Below are 20,378 nucleotides of genomic sequence, written 5' to 3'. Positions count from 1 at the left end.
GTACCGGTGCGGAGCCGTTCGGTAGAGTCGTGCCCCGTGAAGATCGCACTGGTGGACTCCGGAATCGGACTGCTCGCGGCCGCCGCCGCCCTGCGCGCGCTGCGCCCCGACGCGGACCTGGTGCTGTCCTCCGATCCCGACGGCATGCCGTGGGGCCCGCGCACCCCGGAGGACATCGCCGAGCACGCCCTGGCCTGTGCCCGGGCCGCCGCGGCCTTCGAACCGCACGCACTGATCGTCGCCTGCAACACCGCCTCGGTGCACGGGCTCGCCCGGCTGCGGGCCGAGCTGGAGCCGGGGCTGCCGGTGATCGGCACCGTCCCGGCGATCAAGCCGGCCGCGGTGGCGGGCGGCCGGGTCGCGATCTGGGCCACCCCGGCCACCACCGGCAGTGCCTACCAGCGCGGGCTGATCGCCGAGTTCGGCGGCGGCGCCGAGGTCACCGAGGTGGCCTGCCCGGGCCTGGCGGACGCCGTGGAGCGCGGCGACCGGGCCGCGGTGGCGGCCGCGGTGGCGGACGCCGCGGGCCGCACCCCCGCCGGCACCACCGAGGTCGTCCTCGGCTGCACCCACTACGAACTGGTCAGGGACGAGATCACCGCGGCCCTCGCCGGCATCGCCGCCCCCGGTCTGCGGTTCCACGGTTCCGCGGACGCGGTGGCCGCCCAGGCGCTGCGCCGCCTCGACGGCCGGGAGCTCGCCCCGGGCTCGGGCACCCTGACGGTGCTGCACAGCGGCCGCACGGCCGCGCTCGCCGAGGCCGCGGCCCGCTACCCCGAGGGCCGGCTGATCTCCGGCGGCGTGCCCGCCCGCTGACCACCGGATCCGGCCGTTCCGGCCCGCCGCGACGGGCCGGTTCGTAGGGTGACGGCATGACCGACACGATCGTGTTCGACCGGCTGTGCAACTTCCGCGACCTCGGCGGCCACCGGACGGCCGACGGCCGCACCCTCCGCCCGGGCCTGCTCTTCCGCTCCGACTCGCTCGGCAAGCTGGACGGCCCGGACCTGGCCCGCCTGGAGGCCCTGGGCGTCCGTACGGTGATCGACCTGCGCTACCCGTGGGAGATCGCCCAGACCGCCCGCGTCCCGGAACTCCCCGGGCTGGCCTTCCACAACCTGTCGATCGAGCACCGCCCGTACGACCAGGCCGCACTCGGCCCCGAGGTCGACCCGGCCGTCTACCTGGCCGAGCGCTACGCCGAGGTCGCCGAGGACGGTGCGGACGAGCTGGCGCAGGTGCTCCGGGTGATCGCGGAGGCCGACGCGCCGCTGGTCTTCCACTGCTACTCGGGCAAGGACCGGACGGGCATCGTCGCGGCCCTGGTGCTGACCCTGCTGGGGGTGCCGGAGGAGGACGTCCTCGCCGACTTCGCCCGGACCGAGGACGCCACCGCCCGGCTGGTCGCCGAATGGCACGCCCGCCACCCGGACCTCACCCTCGTCTGGCCCGGCTACGGCCGCGCCCCCGCCGGGATCATGCGCCGCTTCCTGGCCGGCCTCGCCGACCGCTACGGCTCCGTCCCCGACTACGCCGCCACCCGCCTGGACGCCGACCCCGCCCTCGTCACCGCCCTCCGCACCCGCCTGCTCGCGGATTGACGGACGTGAGTGCAGGGGCGCGGGGCACTGCGCGATGCAAGGTCGGCGCATCCGGCACATGCGGCCCACCCGGGAGTGCGCACTCCCCGCGCCCCCGGCCGCTCCTCACACGGCCGCACCGCGCAGCCGCTGCACCGCAGGCTCCAGCCCCGACAGGATGGTGTCGAAGCGGCGCGTCCCGGTCGTGGAGTCCACCTGCAGCCGGCTGATCCGCAGCGGATGGGCCGGCAGCCGGGGCCCGAGCCGGTGGTCGGAGAGGAAGCCGAGCCGGTAGCCCAGCCGCCGCAGGACCGCGTCGGCCCGCGGGTCGTACCCGCCGTCCGGGTAGGCGAACGCCGTGGGCGCCTCGCCGAGCCACTGGCTGAGCGCCAGGTGGGCGCCGGTGATCTCGGTGTGCACGGTGGAGTCGTCGCAGCGCCCGAGCGAGGGGTGCCCGAGGGTGTGGTTGCCGATCGCGACGTCGGCGTCCCGCAGGGCCCGCAGGTCCTCGGGCCGGAGCTGCTCCTGCCGCGGCGGCCGCCGGTCGGCGCTGACCCGCAGCTCCTGCAGGCAGCGGCGGCGGTCCGGGTCGGGCAGCTCGCGCAGGCGGGCGAGGAGCCGCCCGGGCGGGCCGCCGGGCAGCAGGCGGGCCCGGCCGCCGTGCCGGGCGAGGTAGGCGGCCTCGTGCCACCAGAACGGCCGGTCGGTGCCGATCAGCTCGGCGATCACGAAGGCGGCGGCCGGGATGCCGCGGGCCGCGAGCATCGGCAGGGCGTGGGTGAAGACGGAGCGGTCGGCGTCGTCGAAGGTGATCAGGACGGACCGGGGCGGCAGCGGCCGGCCCTCGGCGACGGCCCGCTCGACGTCGGAGAGCGAGACGGGGTTGGCGAGGCGCCGCATCCGGTCGAGCTGGGCGCCGAAGGACCGGGGGTCGGTGACCCCGTGGTAGGCGAGGACGGCGAGCCGCTGGGCGGCCCGGGCCCGGAAGAGCGCCTGGGCGGGGGTGAGCCGCAGCCAGCTGCCGCGGTCGCGCAGCGGTGCCTTGCCGCGGGCGTGCACCGCCTCGCGCAGGGCGGTGGTGGTCGGCGGGGTGGTGACGGTCGTGGAATCGCTGACGGTCGTGGACTCGGAGTACGGCACGCGGTTCCCCCCTCGGTCGCCGCAGCGCGGCGTGGCGGTACCGTCGGCAGGCGGAGCCCGGCCTCCGACCCCGGGTGCGGCGGCTCCGCCCCCGGTGTGATCCGGTCCGTTGCCGGGGACTCCCTGCCCGGCCGCGGACGGCTCCTGGATCGCTCAATGTAATGGAGACCATCGGGCCCGACGGATGGTTGTACGGCGCTCGGCGAAATTTCGTCCGGCGTGCGCGGGCGCCTTTCCGGGCCTCTCGTGGACACTGGCGGTAGGCCCGTCGCGGGGCGCCCGAGTAGCGTGGAGGACATGGTGCACACGGATCGTCACGATGCGGTGACCCGCTGGGCGCGGATGTGGAGCGGATGCGCGATCGAGCGCCACAAGCTGCTGCTCACGGCGGTCGGTGCGGCCTGCATCGCGGTGGGCATCCTGGTGGCCGTGCTGGTGCCGGACACCGGCGGCCCGGCCTGGGCGATGTCCGTCGCCGGCTGCCTCGCCGCGGGCGTGGTGCTCCTGGCGCGGGTCGCGGTGGCCGTGCTGCGCAGGCCGGCCAGGGTCGGCTGACGCCCCGGCCGGAGCAGTCCGACCGAATTCCGGACGCCGATGTCCGGCGCCCGCGGCGCTTTCCGCGGTATCCCGCCGATTTCCGGCCGAGAACGCCACCGGAATGACCGGACAGGCCGGTTTTCGGCCCGCCTGCGCGCTTCTTTCACAATTCTCGGGCAGCAGCCCCACACTTCCCCCTACTGTGGTTCCCGCCCGGGCCTCGACCACCGCCGGGCAGGGGCCGGTCGGACGGCGCCGGGGAGGGCGCCGCGGAGGGGAGAACGATGGGGACGACCGCCGCGCCCGCGGCCGCCGGAGGATTCCGCACCACGCTGAAGCGCGGCCTGGCCCGCGCCGCCGGCTCCGTGCCGGGCGAGGGCGCCACCTACCTCATCTACCACCGGATCGGCGGCGGCACCGCCGACGAGCTGGACGTCGCCACCGCCGACTTCACCGCCCAGCTGGACCTGCTCGCCGACCTGCCGCCCGGCCGGGTGGTCTCCATCGACGAGGCCACCGACCGGCTGGCCGCCGGCCGCCGCACCCCCAGCACCGTGCTCACCTTCGACGACGGCTTCGCCGACGTGCACGAGCGGGCCTGGCCGCTGCTCGAGGAACGCGGCCTGCCTTTCACCGTCTACCTGGCCAGCGGCCACGTCGGCGGGGAGATGCGCTGGGAGGGCTCCACCGCGAAGGGCCCGGCCGCACCCGGCCTCAGCTGGGCGCAGCTGCGCGAGATGACCGACTCCGGCCTGTGCACGGTCGCCAACCACACCCGCAGCCACGCCCGGCCGGTGCTGCTCACCACGGCCGAACTGGACGGCTGCAACGACGACGTCGAGGAGCAGCTCGGCACCCGGCCGCGGCACTTCGCCTACACCTGGGGCGTGCCCGTGCCGCACATGGCGGTCGCGCTGCGCGCCCGGTTCCGGACGGCCGCCACCGGCGAGGTCGGCCGCAACCTGCCCGGCTCCGACCCGGCCCGGTTCTGCCGGGTGCCCGTCCGCCGCACCGACCCGATCGACTTCTTCCGCGCCAAGCTGTACGGCCGGCTGGTCCCCGAGCGCGCCTACGCCCGGATCGTGGCCGCCGCCAAGGCGGTGGGCGCCCGTGCCTGAGTCCGCCGCCGGCGCCCCGCGTCCCGTCCCCCGGCTGCGCGGCCCCGGCGGTCGCCCGCTGCGGGTCGCCCACCTGACCACCGTCGACATGAGCCTGCAGCTGCTGCTCGCCACCGAGCTCAAGGTCGACCTGGAGGCCGGCTTCGAGACCTACGGCATCAGCGCACCCGGCCCGTACGTGCCCCGGCTGGAGGCGATCGGCGTACGGCACGAGCCGCTGCACGCACTGACCCGCGCCTGGCACCCGCGGGCGGACGCCGCCGCCGGGCGGGAGCTGTTGGCGGTGCTGCGCCGGATCGAGCCGGACGTGCTGCACACCCACAACCCGAAGACCGGCGTGCTCGGCCGGGTGCTCGGCCGGCTGGCCCGGGTGCCGGTGGTGGTGAACACCTGCCACGGGCTGTGGGCGCAGGCGCACGACCCGCTGGCGAAGCGCGCCCTCGTGCTCGGCGCGGAGGCCGTCGCGGGCCGCTTCTCGCACGCCGAGCTGTACCAGAACGCCGAGGACCGGCGGACCCTCGCCCGCGCGGTGCCCCGGTACCGCTCACGGGTGGTGGGCAACGGCGTCGACCTCACCCGCTTCACCGCGGACCGCTCGGCCGACCGCGCCCGGCTGCGCGCCGCGCTCGGCGTCGCCGACGACGAGCTGCTGGTCGGCGGAGTCGGCCGGCAGGTCGCCGAGAAGGGCATCCGGGAGTTCGCGGAGGCGGCCCGGGCACTGGCCGGCAAGGCCCGCTTCGTCTGGATCGGCCCTCCCGACCCGGACAAGCCGGACGCGCTGGACGGCGCCGAGAGCGGCATCGACTTCCTCGGTGCCCGCACCGACATGCCGGAGCTGTACGCGGCACTGGACGTCTTCGTCCTGCCGTCCCACCGCGAGGGCTTCTCGCGCTCCGCCATGGAGGCCGCGGCCGGCGGTCTGCCGATGGTGCTGAGCGACATCCGGGGCTGCCGGGAGATCGGCACCGACGGCGAGCACCTGCTGCTCGCACCGCCCGGGGACGCCCGGGCGCTCACCACCGCGCTGGACCGGCTCCTCACCGGGCCGGACCTGCGCGCGCGGCTCGGAGCGGCGGCCCGCGCGCGGGCCCTCGCCGAGTTCGACCAGCGTGCGGTGGCCCGCGTCTCGCTGGAGACCTACGCGGCCGTGGCCAGGGTCAGGGGTCTGCCCTGGACGGTCGGCTGAGGGCCCGTCCACACCACCACACCCGTTGGGGGAGAGCATGCAGCCCGTTGGGGGAGGTATCAGGCGCGGCGGCGATCTGCTGATCGCGGCGGCTGCGGGGATCGTCGCGGTCCCGCTCGGCCTGCTGATCGTCGTGCTGATCCGCTGCACCATGGGAGGCCCGGTGCTGTTCCGGCAGACCCGCACCGGGCGGCACGGCAAGGAGTTCGACATCCTGAAGTTCCGCACCATGCGGGAGAAACGTTACGCCGACGAGCCGGACGCCCCACGGATCACCCGGCTCGGCACCTTCCTGCGCACCACCAGCCTCGACGAACTGCCCCAGCTGTGGAACGTCGCCCGTGGGGAGATGGGCGTCATCGGCCCCCGGCCGACCCTGCCGGAACAGGTCGTCCACTACACCGACCGCCAGCGCGGCCGACTCGCCGTCCGCCCCGGCCTCACCGGCTGGGCCCAGGTCCGGGGCCGCAACTCGATCACCTGGCCGGAGCGGATCGAACTCGACCTCTGGTACGTCGAGCACCGCTCGCTCCTGCTCGACCTGCGCATCCTGCTGCTGACCGCCAAGGTGCTGCTCCGGCCCGCCGGCATCACCGCGGCGGGCGGCGTCAACCCCGGCTTCCCCGTCCCGGCCGAGCCGCCGGCGCGGGTGGTCGTCCCGCTGATCGCCCCGCGGGAGGCCGAGGAGGCCGCCCCGTCCGCCGTCTCACCCGCCGCCGCAGGCCGATGATGGAGCCATGACCGAAGCCCAGCTGTGGATCGCCGGCGCCGGGGGCGTCGGCCGCGAGGCGCTCGACACCGCACTCGCGGCCGGCGTCCCGGTGGCCGGCTTCCTCGACGACCGGGCCCGCGGCACCGAGGTCCGCGGACTCAAGGTGCTCGCCCCCGAGGACCTGCCGCCCGGCAGCCGCTACCTGGTCGGCATCGCCGACCCGCACGTCCGGCTGCGCCTCGCCGCCCTGCTGGACGCGGCCGGCGGCGAACCCGCCGTGCTCGTCCACCCGCGGGCGCTGATCGCCCCCGAGACCGAACTCGCCCCCGGCTGCCTGGTGATGGGCGGCGCGTACGTCTCCAGCGGCGTCCGGCTCGGCGCGCACGGCCAGGTGCACTACAACGCCACGGTCGGCCACGACGCGGTGCTGGGGGAGCGGGTCACCGTCTACCCCGGCGGCAACGTCTCCGGGTCCGTCCGGCTCGCCGACGGCGCCACCGTCGGCTCCAACGCCGTGGTGCTGCAGGGCCGGACGGTGGGCGAGGACGCCTTCGTCGGCGCGGCCGCCGTGGTCACCCGGGACGTCCCGCCCGGCACCGTCGTGGTCGGCTCCCCGGCCCGGCCGCTGCAGCGCCCCGCCGGGCGCTGACCCCGGCGGGCGAAGGCCCGGCCGGGCCCGGCGGGTTAGGGTCGGGCCATGGCCATTCCGAGCTTCCTCGCCGATCTCCGTGCCCTCGTCGGCACCCGCCCGCTCTGGCTCTCCGGCGTCGCCGCCGTGATCGTCGACGGGCAGGGCCGCGTCCTGCTCAACCGCCGCAGCGACAACGGCCGGTGGGCGCTGATCGGCGGCATCCTCGACCCGGGCGAGCAGCCCGCCGAGGGCCTCGCCCGGGAGGTTCTGGAGGAGACCGGGGTGAGCGTCGAGCCCGAGCGGCTCACCTCGGTGACCGTCTCCCCGCTGCTGGAGTACCCCAACGGCGACCGGGCCCAGTACCTCGACCTCACCTTCCGCTGCCGGCTGCTGGCCGGGGAGGCGCGGGTGAACGACGACGAGTCGCTGGAGGTCGGCTGGTTCGCCCCGGACGCGCTGCCGCCGCTCGACGACTACGCCCGGCACCGGCTGGCGCTCGCCCTGGCCGGCGCCGAGCACACCGTCTTCTCCTTCGAGCCTCAGGTCAGCGGGAGCTGAACCACTCCGCGGTGCGCTCCAGGCCCTCCCGCAGCGGTACCGCCCGGACGTCCGGGAACAGCTCGCGCAGCCGCCCGTTGTCGGCCTGCGAGTCCCGGACGTCCCCGGCCCGCGGCTCGGTGTGCTCGGTCTCCAGCGGCCGGCCGAGCACCGAGCCCAGCTCGCCGACCAGCTCCATCAGCGTCGTCCGGGTGCCGAACGCCAGGTTCACCGGGTCCGGGTGGACGACCCGGCGCAGCACCGCCTCGGTGAGCACCTGGGCGACCGTCCCGACGTAGGTGAAGTCCCGGCTCTGCCCGCCGTCCCCGTGCACCGTCAGCGGCCGGCCGGCCAGCGCCGCGTCCAGGAAGGCCGGCACCACCGCGGCGTACGCGTGCCCGGCGGGCTGCAGCGGGCCGAAGACGTTGAAGAAGCGCAGCGGCAGCACACCCAGCCCGTAGCAGTGGTGGTAGGCCGCCAGGTACGCCTCGGTGGCCAGCTTGCCCACCGCGTACGGGCTCATCGGCGCGGTGCGCATGGTCTCGCGCTTGGGCAGCTCCCGGTTGGCCCCGTACACCGAGGAGGAGGACGCCGCCGCCACGTACGGCCCGCCGGCGCGGCGGGCGGCCTCCAGCACCTCCAGGGTGCCGGTGGCGTTGGCGTGGTGGCTGGCCAGCGGGTCCTTCACCGAGCGGGGCACCGAGGGCAGCGCGGCCAGGTGCACCACGGCGTCGGCGCCCGCGAAGGCCTCGTCCAGCAGCGCCGCGTCCAGGATCGTGCCCTGGTGCAGCGTCACGCCGAGGCCGTCCAGGTTCGCCTTGTCGCCGGTGGACAGGTCGTCCACCACCCGGACCTCCGCGACCTCCGGACGGGCCAGCAGCTCCCGGACGAGGTTGGCGCCGATGAAGCCGGCTCCGCCGGTGACGACCACGCGCATGCTGGGACTCCCCCCGTTCGGCCGGAGCCTCTCCCCGCCCCGCGCTCCCGGCCGATGCTAGTGGCGCGCCGAGCCGCCGGGAGGGCGTTCCGTCACAAATGGGGCCGACCGGTCTTGTGCTGCCGGTACGTCTCCTCGGCCGCGTCCAGCACGGCCGCCAGGTCGCCCCCCGCCGTCGCGGTGACCACGGCCGCCACCGCGCCCTCCACGAACGGTGCGTCGGCGAACCGCACCGGGAAGGGCAGCCCGTGCTCGTCCGCGTCGGCCAGCAGCGCCAGCACCGTGGTGACCGCGCTGCCCAGGTCGGAGAGGACGGCCACCCCGTGCCCCTGGTCCACCCGCCGGGCGGCGGCCGCCACCAGGACGGCGCTGGTGCCGAGGCCGTCGTCCGGGGTGCCGCCGGTCGCCGACACCGGTGCCGGGTCGTCGCTGCCGGACAGCGTCAGCGCGAGCCGGCGCACCGCCAGCGCCAGCTCCTGGCTGTGCGAGACCAGCACCACCCCCACCCGACCGTGCCCCGACGGCCTGGTCGGCCGGGGCACCGGCGCCGGCCGGGTCGCGGTCGCCGACCCGGCGCCCGGGGCTGACGGGGCGTCGGAGATCGGGATCACATCGGCGCGCGTGCCGGCCCGGCGGTCCATCGGCTGCTCCCTGGAGGCTGAACGATCGTGCGGGCACCACTCTCGCAGCCCCGTGCCGCCGGACGGGCCAATGGCGGCCGTGTCTACCACAGCCGGCCGCCGCCCGGCGGGCGATCCGCCGCATCGCCCGCCCGCGGACCGAAGTCGCCCCGCCGCCGACCGGCCGCTGGCTACATTGGAGCCCGGACGACAGCGGGAGGAGCAGGGGATGACGACCGACACGGTGACCGGCGCGGGGCGCATGCCGAAGCCGAGACTCGACCTCGGCGGGGCGGAGTGGCTCTCCAGCAGCCAGGGCGCCGGAGACGTCCAGATCGCCTTCGTCGACGGCTTCATCGCGATGCGGGACGGACGCAACCCGGACGGGCCCGCCCTGGTCTTCACCCCGGCCGAATGGCGGGCCTTCGTGCTCGGCGCCCGGGACGGCGAGTTCGACCTCACCTGACGGCGGCGCCCGGCCGGACCTCCGGCTGAACCCCCGGTGACGGCACGGAGGTCACAAATGAATTCTGATGGTCCGAAACTCGTTGACTGCTGGACAAGCGGCAGCCCACAGTATGGAGCAGGCAGACGCCGTGCCGACCGCCCCCACGCGGTCGAGCACGGCGCCCGCTGTGCTGCCCGTCACCGGCGCCGGCGACGAGCTCCTCCCGAGGTGTCCCCGCACGCACCGGAGTGCGTTCGGCCACCCGGGCCCGCGAAGGGCCGGTCGTCGCCGGGAGGAAGGCACCGTGCCGAGAGCTACTCGACGGCGGTGCCGAAGTGTCCGGGTCATCCGCACGCCCCCACGCGGCGGTGTCCCGGACAGGTCCGCGAGTGCGACGGGCCGGGGCCCCGCGAACCTGGCTTGTGGAGTTGTCGTTCGTCGTTCTCCGCCGTCCGGCCCGCCCCAGGCGGGCAGCGGGACGGCGACGGTGGATCAGGTCTGTTCGCACGACGACGTGCTGAGCGAGGGAAGCGCGACACGGCACGCCTGAACAAGCCGCCCCCCGGTGGGACGAACCCACAGCGGCTGTCGTGCTGAACCGAACGTAGCCCGGACGGTTGCTCAGAGTCAACATTGGTCTCTGAGCGTCGATGCCCGGCCGGTCACCGCCGTGCGCCCGCGTGCGCCGGGGCACCCGTGCGCGGGCCGCGCGGCCCCCGACCCGTACGATGGTGTCATGTCATTCCTCCGCCGTCGCTCCGGCTCGCCCGCAGGTCCGGACTTCGACGTGCTCGCGATGGACCCGGGCGACTGGCCCGGCCACTTCGGGGCCATGACGATGAACGCCCAGGACGGCTCGTGCCAGGGGATCTTCCTGCGCTACGACCTCTTCGGCGGCCGGGGACCGGCCATGTTCATCGGCAACCTGCCGGACGGCTCGCCCGCCCGCGAGCCCGAGGACGGCGTGCCCTTCGAGGTCCGCCAGCTGCTCGCCGCCCTCGAGAACGACGAGCCGGTGGACTTCGTCTCCGCCGAGGACTTCCCGGTGATGCTCGGCGACGACCTGCTGATCGTGAAGAAGGTCAAGGTCTCCGAGGAGCGGGTGTTCTGCTCCCAGTTCGGCCGCAGCGACGGCGTGCTGGTCACCATCGCCTCCTGGGACCGCCCGATCGCCGACGACCTCTACCAGCTGCTCAAGCCGCTGCCGGCGGAGATGTTCCAGCAGGGCTGATACCGACCGGTACGGACGCGCTTGACGGTGGCGATCAACGCTTCGTACAGTCGCCGACATGTCGTGCCGCCCTCCGCTGCTCACCCGCCGCAGGCACCTCGACCTCCGGCGCGACGCGGGCGGGAGCTGTCCGGGCAGATGACCGGGGGCCCAGGCCCCCCGTCCCCGCGGCACCGGGCCGCCGCCAGGCCGCCCGCGCCCACCGGACCGCCGGCCCAGCGCCCGCGGACGGCCCGGACGGTGCCGCCCCGCAGCCCGCGTCCCGCCGCAGCCCGGAGGCCCCGACATGACCCCCGCCACCGCCCCGCCCCACGAGCGCACCGCCGTCACCGACGCCCTCGCCCGCCTGCCCCGCGTCGCCGACCTGCTCGCCGCCCGCGCGGAGGAGCACGACCGCGACGGCACCTTCCCCTACCAGGGCGTCGAAGCCGTCCACGAGGCCGGACTGCTCACCCTCACCGTGGCCCACCGGCACGGCGGCGCCGGCGCCGGACTCGCCGACACCGTCCGCGCGCTCGCCGGACTCGGCCGCGGCGACGCCTCCGTCGCCGTCCTCGCCGCCCACACCCTGCTGCTCCACGCCGAACAGGCCCGCGCCGGGCTGTGGCCGGCCGCCGCCTACCGCAAGGTGCTCACCGAGTCCCGCCGCGGACCGGCCCTGCTCGGCACCCTCCGCGGCGAGCCCGGCGCACCCGCCACGGTGGCCCACTGGGACGGCGAGGCCTGGGAGTTGACGGGCCGGAAGCACGACTGCAGCGGCGCCGAGGCGCTCGCCTGGATGGCCGTGCCCGCCCGCACCGACGAGGCCGTGCCCCGGACGGGCCTGTTCCTCGTCCGCGGGGACAGCCCCGGCCTGGAGATCGACCCGGTCTGGGACCAGCTCGGCCTGCGCGCCAGCGCCGGCCACGACATCGTCCTCGACCGGGTGCGGGTCGCCCCCGAACTCGCCGTCCGGCTCACCGCCCCCGGCCGCGACACCCCGGAGCAGCAGGCCGCCGCCGGCACCACCCGGGCCTGGCACGACCTCGCGCTGTCCGCCGTCCACCTCGGCACCGCCCGCGCCGCCCAGGACTGGCTGGTCCGCTTCCTGCGGCAGCGCACCCCGGCCAACCTCACCGAACCGCTCGCCACCCTGCCGCGCTACCGCGCCGCACTCGGCGAGATCGAGACCGCCCTGATCGGCGCCGAGGAGGTGCTCGGCGCGGTCGCCGCCGCCGTGGACCGCGGCGAGCCCGGGGCCGCCGCCCGCAGCGCCGCCGCCCAGCTGCTCGCCGGCCGCGCCGCCACCACCGCCGTCCAGCAGGCCGTCGCCCTCAGCGGCAGTCCCGGGCTCAGCCGCCGCCACCCACTGGAGCGCTACCTGCGCGACGTCCTCAGCAGCCGGGCGCACTTCCCGCCGGACGACACCGTGCTGGACGCGCTCGCCGGGGCCGCCCTGGAACGCGGCGGTCCGCGCCGCGCCGGGTAGCCCGGAACGAATCCGGCCCACCCGGCCCGACGCGGACCGCGAGGACCTCAGCGGGTGCCGACCGCCGCCCGCACCGCGCGGCGCGCCAGCGCGGCGTCGTCGTACAGCCGACGGATCATGATGCGCTGCTCCTCGCCCGCGCCGGGGACGTCGTGCAGCCGGATCTCCCGCATCAGCACCAGGACGAGGTTCACCAGGAAGGCGTCCCGGGCCAGCGTGCCGCCGGACTGCGCGAGCTGGCTGATCTGCCGGCGGGCCGCGGTGTCACCGGAGAGCACGCTCCACAGCACCGCCAGGTCGTAGCCCGGCAGGTACCAGCCGGCCTCCTCCCAGTCGAGCAGCACCGGGCCGGAGGGCGCCAGCAGGATGTTGCCGAGCAGCGCGTCGCCGTGGCACAGCTGCCGGCCGGTGTTGGCCAGGCCGTGCAGCAGCTGGCGCAGGTCGCCGGCGTCCCGGTCGGTGAGCTGGCCCACCGAGTGGTAGCGCGAGATCTCCAGGGAGTAGTCCAGCGGCTTGCCGAACACGTCGGTCGGCGGACGCCACAGGTTCAACGTGCGCACCGCACCGAGCACCGCGCGGACCTCGCCCGGGGTGGGCGGGTTCACCGGGTGCCGCTCGCGGGCCGCCGGCCGGCCCGGTACCCGCTCCAGCACCAGCACGCAGCGGTCGTGGTCGGCCGCCACCAGCCGGGGCAGCCGGACCGGCGGGCGGTGCCGCACGAACGCCCGGTAGACCGCCACCTCGTGGTGGAAGCGCTCGACCAGCTGTTCGTCCCGGGCGGCCTGCGGCGCCAGGCACTTGGCGACCACCGGCGCCCGCCCGATGGTGCCGGCGATCAGGATGTGCCGGCTGCCCTCCCGCAGCACCTGCCGGGGGAGGAAGGCGGGACATATCCGCGAGACGGCGGCCAGCGCGGCCTTCACCGCGGGCGTCTGCAGCGCCGCGGGGTCGACCCGGTCGACGAAGCCCTCACCCGTGCGGGTGGTGAGCAGCCGGCCGGGGACCGACCGGACGGGGGCCTCGGGCCGGCCGGCGAGCGCGGTCCTGGCCAGGGCGGTGCGGGGGTCACGCAGCTCGGTGCCCCGCGGCGCGGGCCGGCCGCCGGCCGCGGTCGGGGGCCGCAGCGCGGGGCGGGCCTGCCCCGGGAGGTGGCGCGCGGTGCCCGGTTCGGGGGCGGGTGCCGGGCGGGTGCCGGTGCTGGCTGTGGAGTACATGGGCTGGTGAGGGTCCCTTCCTGGCCGACTGCGGTGCCGTCTTCGCCGGGTCGGCCCGGGGCCTGCGAGCTGCCCCTGGCGCGACCGGCGGCCCGGGTGGAGTGCGGGCGTCGGGCGCGGTGCCGGCGGGCCTCCTCCGCACCCTGGGGAATGCGGTGTCCGCCTGCCGCGCCGTGCCCGACGCTCCCGCGCCACCCGGCCGCGCCACCCCCTCCGGGGAGTCCCGGAGGCGTCCGCCCGGAGCCGTTCGGACGGGTCGCTGACGACCCGTCGGGCCGGAACCGTGGACGTTCCGGCCGCCTCCCGGCTCCGAAGTCGGGGTGGCGCCTTCCTACCTGACACCGCGTCGGCACTGGCACACCATGTGGCGTGCCCTGGCGAACCCTGGCGAATGGTCGCGTGGCATGTGACAGAGCCACTACTGTCGAAATCAGCCGAGGAACCTGGGGGCTTCACGTGAGCAAGGGGCCGAACGCCAGACTCGCCGACCTGTTCGCCCTGACCGGATGGTCCAAGGGCGAGCTCGCCAGGCTGGTCAACCGGCGCGGTGCGGCGATGGGTCAGCAGCAGCTGTCCACCGACACCTCGCGGGTGCGGCGCTGGATCGAGCAGGGGGAGATCCCCCGCGATCCGGTGCCGCGGGTGCTCGCCGCCGTGTTCACGGAGCGGCTCGGCCGTGTCGTCACCACAGAGGACCTCGGTCTGGAGCGACACCGGCCCACCAGGGCGGGCACCCCCACGGAGACGGCGGCGGTCGTGCCCTGGCAGCCGGATCGGACAGCGGCGGTCCTCACCGAGTTCACGGGAATGGACCTCATGCTGAACCGACGCGGTCTGGTCGGTGCGGGCGCGGCGCTCGCCGCCGGCACCGTCATCGCCGACAACCTCCACGACTGGCTCACCGGCGACGGCGTCGCCCACGCGGCCGAACGGCCCGGCCCGCGCCAGGTGTTGACCCAGGGCGGCCCGCAACCCGTCGTGGACGTGTACGACGCCGGCCCGGTCGGCAACGACGAAGTCACCGCCCTGGAACGGTCCGTGGAGGTCTTCCGGGCCTGGGACGCCTCCCGCGGCGGCGGCCTCCAGCGCAAGGCCGTGGTCGGCCAGCTCAACGAGGTCGGCGGGATCCTGACGCACCGGCACAGCCCGGCCGTGGAGCGCCGGTTGTGGACGGTCGCGGCCAACCTCGCGGTGCTGGCAGGTTGGATGTCCCACGACGTCGGCCTGGAGCCCACCGCGCAGAAGTACTTCGTGATCGCCGCGCAGGCCGCCAAGGAGGCCGACGACCGGCCCCGGGCCGGCGAGGCGATCTCCCGCGCCGCCCGCCAGATGCTCCACCTGGGCCGCGCCGACGACGCCCTGGAGCTCATGCAGCTCGCCCAGGCCAGCGCCGGCGACCGCGCCCAGCCGCGGACGCGCGCCATGCTGCACACCGTCGAGGCCTGGGCGCAGGCCTCGCTCGGCCGCTCCGAGGCGACCCGGCGGGTGCTGGGCGAGGCCGAGGACCTCTTCGTGCAGGACGCCGACGAGGCGCCGCCGAGCTGGATGCAGCTCTTCAACGAGGCCGAGCTGCACGGCATGCAGGCGCTGGTCTACCGCACCCTGGCCGAGCACGACCCCGGCGCGGTGCGGCTCGCCGAGCAGCACGCCCGCCGCGCCATCGACCTGCGGCCGGCCGGCCGCGAGCGCTCGGCGCTGCTCGACCAGATCACCCTGGCCTCGGTCTACTGGATCTCCGGGGAGCCGGACGAGGCCTGCCTGCAGGCCAAGCTGGCGATGAACGCGATCAACCAGACGTCCTCGCTGCGGACCTGGGACCGGCTGCGCGAGATGTACCGGCTGGCCGGCCGCTACCAGGGGCTCCCCGAGGTCGCGGAGCTGCGCGAGGAGATCGACGCGGTGATGCCACAGCGCCGCCGGCAGGTCTAGGCACCGCCGGCAGGTCTGAGCGCCGCCGGCGGGTCCGGGCGTTCCGGGGACCGTCCGCGTCAGCCGTGGACGGGGCGGATCAGCATGCGCAGGGCGGTGGCCCGGCCGTCGCGGCCGAGCAGGGGTGCCCCGGTGCAGCGCACCGTGGTGGTGCGGCCGTCGGGCCGGCGTATTCGGACGGTCGCGGCGCCGGTCTGCCCGTGCACCAGGATGCGGGTCACCAGGCGGCAGAGCTGCGGCCGGTCCTCGGCGTGCAGCAGGGCGGGGAGTGCGTCCAGGGTGAGCGGGCCCAGCCCGCGGTCGCGGCCGAGCAGGCGGAAGGCGCCGTCCGACCAGTGCACGTCGTCGGTGAGCAGGTCCCACTCGGCGGCGGCGACGTCTCCCGGACGGCTCACGGCGGGTGCGTGGCCGGCGGTCAGGCTCATCGGGGCTCGCTGCGTGTTCGGAGGAGGGTGAGGGTGCGGCCCGCGCGGGGCCGTTCCCCGAGCCTGCCACAGCGTTCCGTCCGATGTGGGGGATTTGCGGACATCGTCCGCGAACTTTCCGGTGGCATATGCCCGGACCTGCGCGCGGCGGGAGCGCGGGGGCGGTTTTCCGCCGCCGATCCGTTGCCCTGTGTGCAGATAACGGCCCCAAGCGGTAGCCTTCGGTGATTCCGGCGCCCGGGCGCCTGTCCAGGACCGATCCACCCCCGGCGACGGAAAAGCCGTTGCCTCGACGACCGCCGCAACGGATGCTGACCTCATGTTCGAGCCAGTGATAGCGCCCAGTGCCAGTCTCGTCGGCCTCCTGCAGAGGGGCCGCGGCGACGGGCAACTGCATGCCCTGGCCGCCGACCGCGCCGAGGCGATCGCCGCCCTCGAGTCCTGCGTCACCCACGACCCCCGCGCCGACTGGCAGGTCGAGAACCGCTCCCTCTACTACGCGCGCCTCTACATGGAGTTGGAGGCGCCGCTCACCGGCATCGAGGCCCACCTGCGCGCCCCCGAGGACACCCTCGACCAGGACGAGGCCCGCACCGGCCTGGCCCTGTCCGTGCTCGGCCACCTCGCCGCCTACGGCCGCCGCGACGCGCTCGACCTGCTGCGCGGCTACACCGCCACCGGCTGGAACTGGGCGTGGGCGCTGGACGAACTCGCGCTGCGCGACGACGACCGGTCCCTGCTCTCGCTGGCCCCCGCCGTCCTCGGCCGCTTCCCGGCCGGCCCGGAGGGCGACGCGGAGCTGCGCGCCGCCGTCCGCGGCGCGTACGAGCCGCGGCCCTGGCGGCTGTGGGCCGCCCACCACCCGCGGATCGCCACGGCGAGCGAGCAGTCACCCTTCGACCTGTGGCAGCGCCAGATGAACCGCGGCGGCGTCACCCCGGGCTGGAGCACCGCCGACGTGCTCGCCTGGGCCGACCAGCAGGATCCGGCCGATCCGACCGGCACCGCGGTTCCGGACGCGGCCGCCGCCGCCCGCCGCGCCGCCGCGGCCGCCCGCTGCCTCGCCGCCGTCGTCCGCCCCGAGGACCGCCCCGCCGTGCTGGACGCCGCCCGGAACGGCGCGCCCGGCGCACGCAGCGCCGCCCTGCGCCACCTCGTCGACCGGAACGATCCGGCCGCGGCCGGCCTGATCGAGGCCGCCGCCGCCGACGTCGACGAGCGGATCGTCACCGCCGCCCTGGAGGTGCTCGGCCGGATGCGCGGGCCGGAGGCCCTGGCGCACGCCCGGCGGTGGGCCGACCCGGCGACCGGCGGCGCCGACAGCGCGCTCGGCGAGGCCGCCGTGCAGCTCCTCGCCGACGCCGGCGAAGCCGCCGACGGCCCGCTGGTGGTCGAGGCGCTGCGCCGCTGGATCTCGGTGCGGGGCACCGACGGCGCGGGCCTGGCGACCCTGGTCGACGGTGCGGGGCGGCTGGCCGCCGCCGCTGCCGTCCCCGCCCTGCGCCACGTCTACGGCGAGGCCGTCTCCTCCGAGCTCCGCGGCCGGGCCGCCCGCGCGCTCGCCGCGACCGATCCGCACTTCGCCGAGGGCCCCGCGGTCGAGTGCCTCTGGGACTGCGAGGAGTCGACCCGTGAACTCGCCGCCCGACACGTCACCACAACGGGTGATGTGCGGGTGCTGGAGCGCCTGCGCCGGCTCGCCGCCGACCCGGCGGAAGAGGCCGAGGTGCACGCCGCGGTGAGGGTACGGCTCACTTCCCGCGAGCGCCACTAGATCATCGGAATCGGCGATCGGGGCCGGGCGGCCCGCCCCGGTGCGGCATCATGGGCAGGACGCCGAACCGGCCGCAGGCCGGCCGTCCATCCCGGGGAGCACCGCCGCCATGAACCGATCCCGCCTCCTTGCCCGCGCCGCCGTGCCGCTGGCCGCCGCGGCAGGTGTGCTGGCCCTGGCCGCCCCGGCGCTCGCGCACGTCGAGGTCGAGTCCGGGACGGCACAGGCGCTGGCGACCGACGCGGTGGTCGCCTTCGACGCCGAGGGCGAGTCCTCCAGCGCGGGCATCAAGCAGGTCAAGGTGGTGCTGCCGGCCGGGATCGCCCCGTCCGACGTGACGCTGGTCGAGGCGCCCAAGGGCTGGACCTTCACCCCGTCCGAGGACGGCTACCAGGTGGCCGGCGCGGCGCTCGCCCCCGGCAGGAGCGCCGCCTACAAGATCAAGGTGCGCCAGCTGCCGAACGAGAAGTCGGTCGCCTTCAAGAGCCTGGTCACCTACTCCGACGGCCACGTCGACCGCTGGATCGAACTGCCGCAGGGCGGCGCCGAGCCCGCCAAGCCGGCGCCCGTGCTGAAGCTCGCCGCCGCCTCGCCCGGGGCCAAGCCGCTGCCCGCCTCGCCGTCCGCGACCGCCTCGGCGGCACCGACCACGGCCTCCGCCGCGCCCTCGGACACGCCGAGCGCCGCACCGTCCTCGGCGAGCCCCGGGGCCACCGACCCCGCCGCCTCCGACGGCGGCTCCGGCAGCGGCACGGCCACCGTGGTGGTCGTCGCCGTCCTGGCCGCGGCCATCGTCGGCGTGGTGGTCTGGCGCCGCCGGGCCGCCCCGCGCGACTGACGCGAACGGCACGGGGCCCGGTCCGCCCGCCGGACCGGGCCCCTGCGCCTGCCGGGCGGGACTACCCGCCGACGCCGGCGTCCGGCGCCAGCACGCCGGCGGTGACCAGACCGACGATCACCACGCCGAGCGCCACCCGGTACACCACGAACGGCATGAAGCTGTTGTGCGAGATGTACTTCAGGAACCACGCGATGGCGGCGTAGCCCACCGCGAAGGCGATCGCGGTGGCCAGCAGCGTCGGCCCCCAGGCCGGCGCCGGGCCCTCACCGATCTTGAACAGCTCCAGCGTGCCCGAGGCCAGCACCGCCGGGATCGCCAGCAGGAACGAGTACCGGGCCGCGGCCTCGCGGCTGTACCCCATCAGCAGGCCCGCACTGATCGTGCCGCCCGAGCGGGACACCCCCGGGATCAGGGCCAGCGACTGCGCGAGGCCGTACGCCGCCGCGTGGGGGAGCGTCAGATCGCTGATCGGGCGGGCGTTGCGGACCGCCCGCGAGCGGTCCGCGACCGCGAGGACCAGGCCGAAGACGATCAGCGTGGTGCCGATGACCCGCAGGTCGCGCAGCGAGGTCTCGATGGTGTCCTGGAACGCCGCGCCGAAGAGGCCGATCGGCAGGGTGCCGACGATGACGAACCAGCCCAGCCGGGCGTTCGGGTCGCTGCGCCGCGCGGGGCTGAACAGCGAGGCCGCCCAGGCGCCGACGATCGCGGCGATGTCCTTGCGGAAGTAGATCAGCACGGCCGACTCGGTGCCCAGCTGGGTGACCGCCGTGAACGCCGCCCCCGGGTCGTCCCAGCCCGCCAGCGCGGAGAAGACGCGCAGGTGCGCGCTGGAGGAGACGGGCAGGAACTCGGTGAGCCCCTGGACGAGGCCGAGCACGGCCGCGTGGAACCAGTCGATCACCGGGCACCCGCCAGGGGCGTCCGTCGGTGGGTGTGCATGGGGGCTGTCCTGTTCGTTCGTGGTGGTGCGCGGTCCGCCGACGGCACGACGCGGTCGGGGAGGCTGCCGGGGTCCTGCCGTTCCGCGGCGCCGCCCGCTGCGGCGCCCGGCCCCCTCCGGCGCAGCTGGAGGATAGGCATTCAAGATGACCGGCAGCTTTCCGCAGGGTCAAGATCCGGTGCCGCCCCGGCCCCGGTCGGGCCTGCCGGGTCTGCCGGGCCTGCCGTACCGACGGGATGACGGCATGTCAGGCGCGCCGCGGCCGCACGGCTGCGGCATGCTGGCCCCGGGCCACCACACGGACGGGAGCGGACGGCATGAGCGGACGGCTGGCGGGCAGGGCGGCGGTGGTCACGGGTGCGGCCCGCGGGATCGGACGCGCCACCGCGGAACTCTTCGCCGACGAGGGCGCACGGCTCGTGCTGACCGACATCGACGGTGCCGCGGTCGAGGCGCTGTGCACCGAACTCTCCGCCGACGGCGCCGAAGCGGTGCCGGTCGCCGGCGACGTCTCGGTGCCCGCGGACGCCCGGGCGATGATCGAGACCGCGGTGGGCTCCTACGGCCGGATCGACGTGCTCGTCGCCAACGCCGGGGTGATCCCGCTGCACACCGTCGCCGAGGCCACCCCCGAGGACTGGGACGCCGTCATGGCCGTGGACGGCCGCGGCATGTTCCTCACCTGCAAGTACGCGATCGAGCGGATGTCCGCCGCCGGCGGCGGCTCGATCGTCTGCCTCTCCTCGATCTCCGGCCTCGCCGGCCAGGCCGGCCAAGCCGTGTACGGACCGGCGAAGTTCGTCGCCACCGGGCTGACCAAGCACCTCGCGGTGGAGTGCGCCCCGCAGGGCATCCGGGTCAACGCCGTGGCGCCGGGCACCATCCGCACCGACCGGGTCCGGCAGCTCCCGGACGAGCCCGGCGGGCCGGAGTACCTGGAGGCGATCGTCCAGCAGCACCCGATGGGCCGCCTCGGCGAACCCGAGGAGGTCGCCCGGGCGATCCTCTTCCTCGCCTCCGACGAGGCCTCCTTCGTCACCGGCGCGGTGCTGCCCGTGGACGGCGGCTACCTCGCCCGCTGACCCGCCCGGCCCCGGCCGGGTCGCC

21 protein-coding genes are annotated in these 20,378 nt (G+C 76.0%); 15 read left to right on the top strand and 6 right to left on the bottom strand.

The genetic code is table 11. From position 1 onward, the window contains the following. The first annotated feature begins 36 nt into the window (after positions 1 to 36). Both AB0O09_RS19705 and AB0O09_RS19700 read left to right on the top strand, forming a co-directional pair. Positions 37 to 816, top strand: a complete 780-nt coding sequence (locus AB0O09_RS19705) for an aspartate/glutamate racemase family protein (RefSeq protein ID WP_363542915.1) — start codon at positions 37 to 39, stop codon at positions 814 to 816. Positions 817 to 872: 56 nt separating this feature from the next. Next, complete coding sequence (locus AB0O09_RS19700) at positions 873 to 1,601, top strand: tyrosine-protein phosphatase (RefSeq protein WP_363542913.1); 729 nt, start codon at positions 873 to 875, stop codon at positions 1,599 to 1,601. A gap of 105 nt (positions 1,602 to 1,706) precedes the next feature. On the opposite strand, the gene AB0O09_RS19695 is transcribed toward AB0O09_RS19700, so the two are convergent. Next, on the bottom strand, positions 1,707 to 2,720 hold the full coding sequence (locus tag AB0O09_RS19695) for a polysaccharide deacetylase family protein (protein WP_363542911.1): 1,014 nt from the start codon (positions 2,718 to 2,720) through the stop codon (positions 1,707 to 1,709). Positions 2,721 to 3,017: 297 nt separating this feature from the next. Here AB0O09_RS19695 and AB0O09_RS19690 point away from each other — a divergent pair, with 297 nt between their 5' ends. From AB0O09_RS19690 to AB0O09_RS19665, 6 genes are all read left to right on the top strand, one after another. Further along, positions 3,018 to 3,275 (top strand): hypothetical protein, encoded by a 258-nt coding sequence (locus AB0O09_RS19690; protein WP_363542910.1) that lies wholly within the window; start codon positions 3,018 to 3,020, stop codon positions 3,273 to 3,275. Between the two features lie 266 nt (positions 3,276 to 3,541). Further along, complete coding sequence (locus AB0O09_RS19685; RefSeq protein ID WP_363542909.1) at positions 3,542 to 4,375, top strand: polysaccharide deacetylase family protein; 834 nt, start codon at positions 3,542 to 3,544, stop codon at positions 4,373 to 4,375. Continuing rightward, positions 4,368 to 5,561 (top strand): glycosyltransferase, encoded by a 1,194-nt coding sequence (locus AB0O09_RS19680; RefSeq protein WP_363542908.1) that lies wholly within the window; start codon positions 4,368 to 4,370, stop codon positions 5,559 to 5,561. The genes AB0O09_RS19685 and AB0O09_RS19680 overlap by 8 nt, the downstream gene beginning before the upstream one ends. 37 nt (positions 5,562 to 5,598) lie before the next feature. Then, on the top strand, positions 5,599 to 6,291 hold the full coding sequence (locus tag AB0O09_RS19675; protein ID WP_363542907.1) for a sugar transferase: 693 nt from the start codon (positions 5,599 to 5,601) through the stop codon (positions 6,289 to 6,291). 7 nt (positions 6,292 to 6,298) lie between these two features. Next, positions 6,299 to 6,922: a NeuD/PglB/VioB family sugar acetyltransferase gene (locus AB0O09_RS19670; protein WP_363542906.1), complete on the top strand. Its 624-nt coding sequence runs from the start codon at positions 6,299 to 6,301 to the stop codon at positions 6,920 to 6,922. 48 nt (positions 6,923 to 6,970) lie between these two features. After that, positions 6,971 to 7,462: an NUDIX domain-containing protein gene (locus tag AB0O09_RS19665; RefSeq protein WP_344625041.1), complete on the top strand. Its 492-nt coding sequence runs from the start codon at positions 6,971 to 6,973 to the stop codon at positions 7,460 to 7,462. Here AB0O09_RS19665 and AB0O09_RS19660 read toward each other — a convergent pair. Together AB0O09_RS19660 and AB0O09_RS19655 are read right to left on the bottom strand one after the other, a co-directional pair. Further along, complete coding sequence (locus AB0O09_RS19660; RefSeq protein WP_363542905.1) at positions 7,449 to 8,378, bottom strand: NAD-dependent epimerase/dehydratase family protein; 930 nt, start codon at positions 8,376 to 8,378, stop codon at positions 7,449 to 7,451. The two genes, AB0O09_RS19665 and AB0O09_RS19660, sit on opposite strands and share 14 nt — an antisense overlap. A 92-nt stretch (positions 8,379 to 8,470) precedes the next feature. Further along, complete coding sequence (locus AB0O09_RS19655) at positions 8,471 to 8,875, bottom strand: PTS fructose transporter subunit IIA (protein WP_363542904.1); 405 nt, start codon at positions 8,873 to 8,875, stop codon at positions 8,471 to 8,473. 352 nt (positions 8,876 to 9,227) lie between these two features. On the opposite strand from AB0O09_RS19655, the gene AB0O09_RS19650 reads away from it, so the two are divergent. The 3 genes from AB0O09_RS19650 (at position 9,228) to AB0O09_RS19640 (ending at position 12,145) form a co-directional block, all read left to right on the top strand. After that, positions 9,228 to 9,464 (top strand): DUF397 domain-containing protein, encoded by a 237-nt coding sequence (locus AB0O09_RS19650; RefSeq protein ID WP_363542903.1) that lies wholly within the window; start codon positions 9,228 to 9,230, stop codon positions 9,462 to 9,464. Positions 9,465 to 10,182: 718 nt separating this feature from the next. Further along, positions 10,183 to 10,677: a hypothetical protein gene (locus AB0O09_RS19645; RefSeq protein ID WP_344625037.1), complete on the top strand. Its 495-nt coding sequence runs from the start codon at positions 10,183 to 10,185 to the stop codon at positions 10,675 to 10,677. 286 nt (positions 10,678 to 10,963) lie between these two features. Further along, positions 10,964 to 12,145, top strand: a complete 1,182-nt coding sequence (locus AB0O09_RS19640; RefSeq protein WP_363542902.1) for an acyl-CoA dehydrogenase family protein — start codon at positions 10,964 to 10,966, stop codon at positions 12,143 to 12,145. Positions 12,146 to 12,192: 47 nt separating this feature from the next. Here the strand turns inward: AB0O09_RS19640 and AB0O09_RS19635 are convergent, their stop codons facing one another. Next, complete coding sequence (locus AB0O09_RS19635; protein ID WP_363542901.1) at positions 12,193 to 13,359, bottom strand: aminoglycoside phosphotransferase family protein; 1,167 nt, start codon at positions 13,357 to 13,359, stop codon at positions 12,193 to 12,195. Positions 13,360 to 13,815: 456 nt separating this feature from the next. On the opposite strand from AB0O09_RS19635, the gene AB0O09_RS19630 reads away from it, so the two are divergent. Continuing rightward, positions 13,816 to 15,288 carry a hypothetical protein gene (locus tag AB0O09_RS19630; protein WP_363542900.1) on the top strand — a complete coding sequence of 491 codons (1,473 nt, stop codon included), beginning with the start codon at positions 13,816 to 13,818 and terminating at the stop codon, positions 15,286 to 15,288. A 59-nt stretch (positions 15,289 to 15,347) separates the two neighbouring features. Here the strand turns inward: AB0O09_RS19630 and AB0O09_RS19625 are convergent, their stop codons facing one another. Next, positions 15,348 to 15,713 (bottom strand): PAS domain-containing protein, encoded by a 366-nt coding sequence (locus tag AB0O09_RS19625; protein ID WP_363542899.1) that lies wholly within the window; start codon positions 15,711 to 15,713, stop codon positions 15,348 to 15,350. A 319-nt stretch (positions 15,714 to 16,032) separates the two neighbouring features. On the opposite strand from AB0O09_RS19625, the gene AB0O09_RS19620 reads away from it, so the two are divergent. Both AB0O09_RS19620 and AB0O09_RS19615 read left to right on the top strand, forming a co-directional pair. Further along, complete coding sequence (locus AB0O09_RS19620; protein ID WP_363542898.1) at positions 16,033 to 17,487, top strand: HEAT repeat domain-containing protein; 1,455 nt, start codon at positions 16,033 to 16,035, stop codon at positions 17,485 to 17,487. Between the two features lie 109 nt (positions 17,488 to 17,596). After that, a complete protein-coding gene (locus AB0O09_RS19615; RefSeq protein ID WP_363542897.1) occupies positions 17,597 to 18,325 on the top strand; it encodes a DUF1775 domain-containing protein in 729 nt (242 codons plus the stop codon). A gap of 61 nt (positions 18,326 to 18,386) precedes the next feature. Here the strand turns inward: AB0O09_RS19615 and AB0O09_RS19610 are convergent, their stop codons facing one another. Continuing rightward, the gene (locus tag AB0O09_RS19610; RefSeq protein ID WP_363543000.1) at positions 18,387 to 19,229 is read right to left on the bottom strand and encodes an undecaprenyl-diphosphate phosphatase; all 843 of its coding nucleotides are present in this window, start codon (positions 19,227 to 19,229) and stop codon (positions 18,387 to 18,389) included. Between the two features lie 359 nt (positions 19,230 to 19,588). On the opposite strand from AB0O09_RS19610, the gene AB0O09_RS19605 reads away from it, so the two are divergent. Beyond that, a complete protein-coding gene (locus AB0O09_RS19605) occupies positions 19,589 to 20,353 on the top strand; it encodes an SDR family NAD(P)-dependent oxidoreductase (RefSeq protein ID WP_363542896.1) in 765 nt (254 codons plus the stop codon). Positions 20,354 to 20,378 lie beyond the last annotated feature (25 nt).

Origin of the sequence: Kitasatospora sp. NPDC093679, assembly GCF_040683455.1 — a bacterium.
Taxonomy (GTDB): Bacteria; Actinomycetota; Actinomycetes; order Streptomycetales; family Streptomycetaceae; genus Kitasatospora; species Kitasatospora arboriphila.
The sequence above is the reverse complement of the archived record's forward strand: the minus strand, read 5'-3'. Positions and strand labels throughout refer to the sequence as shown.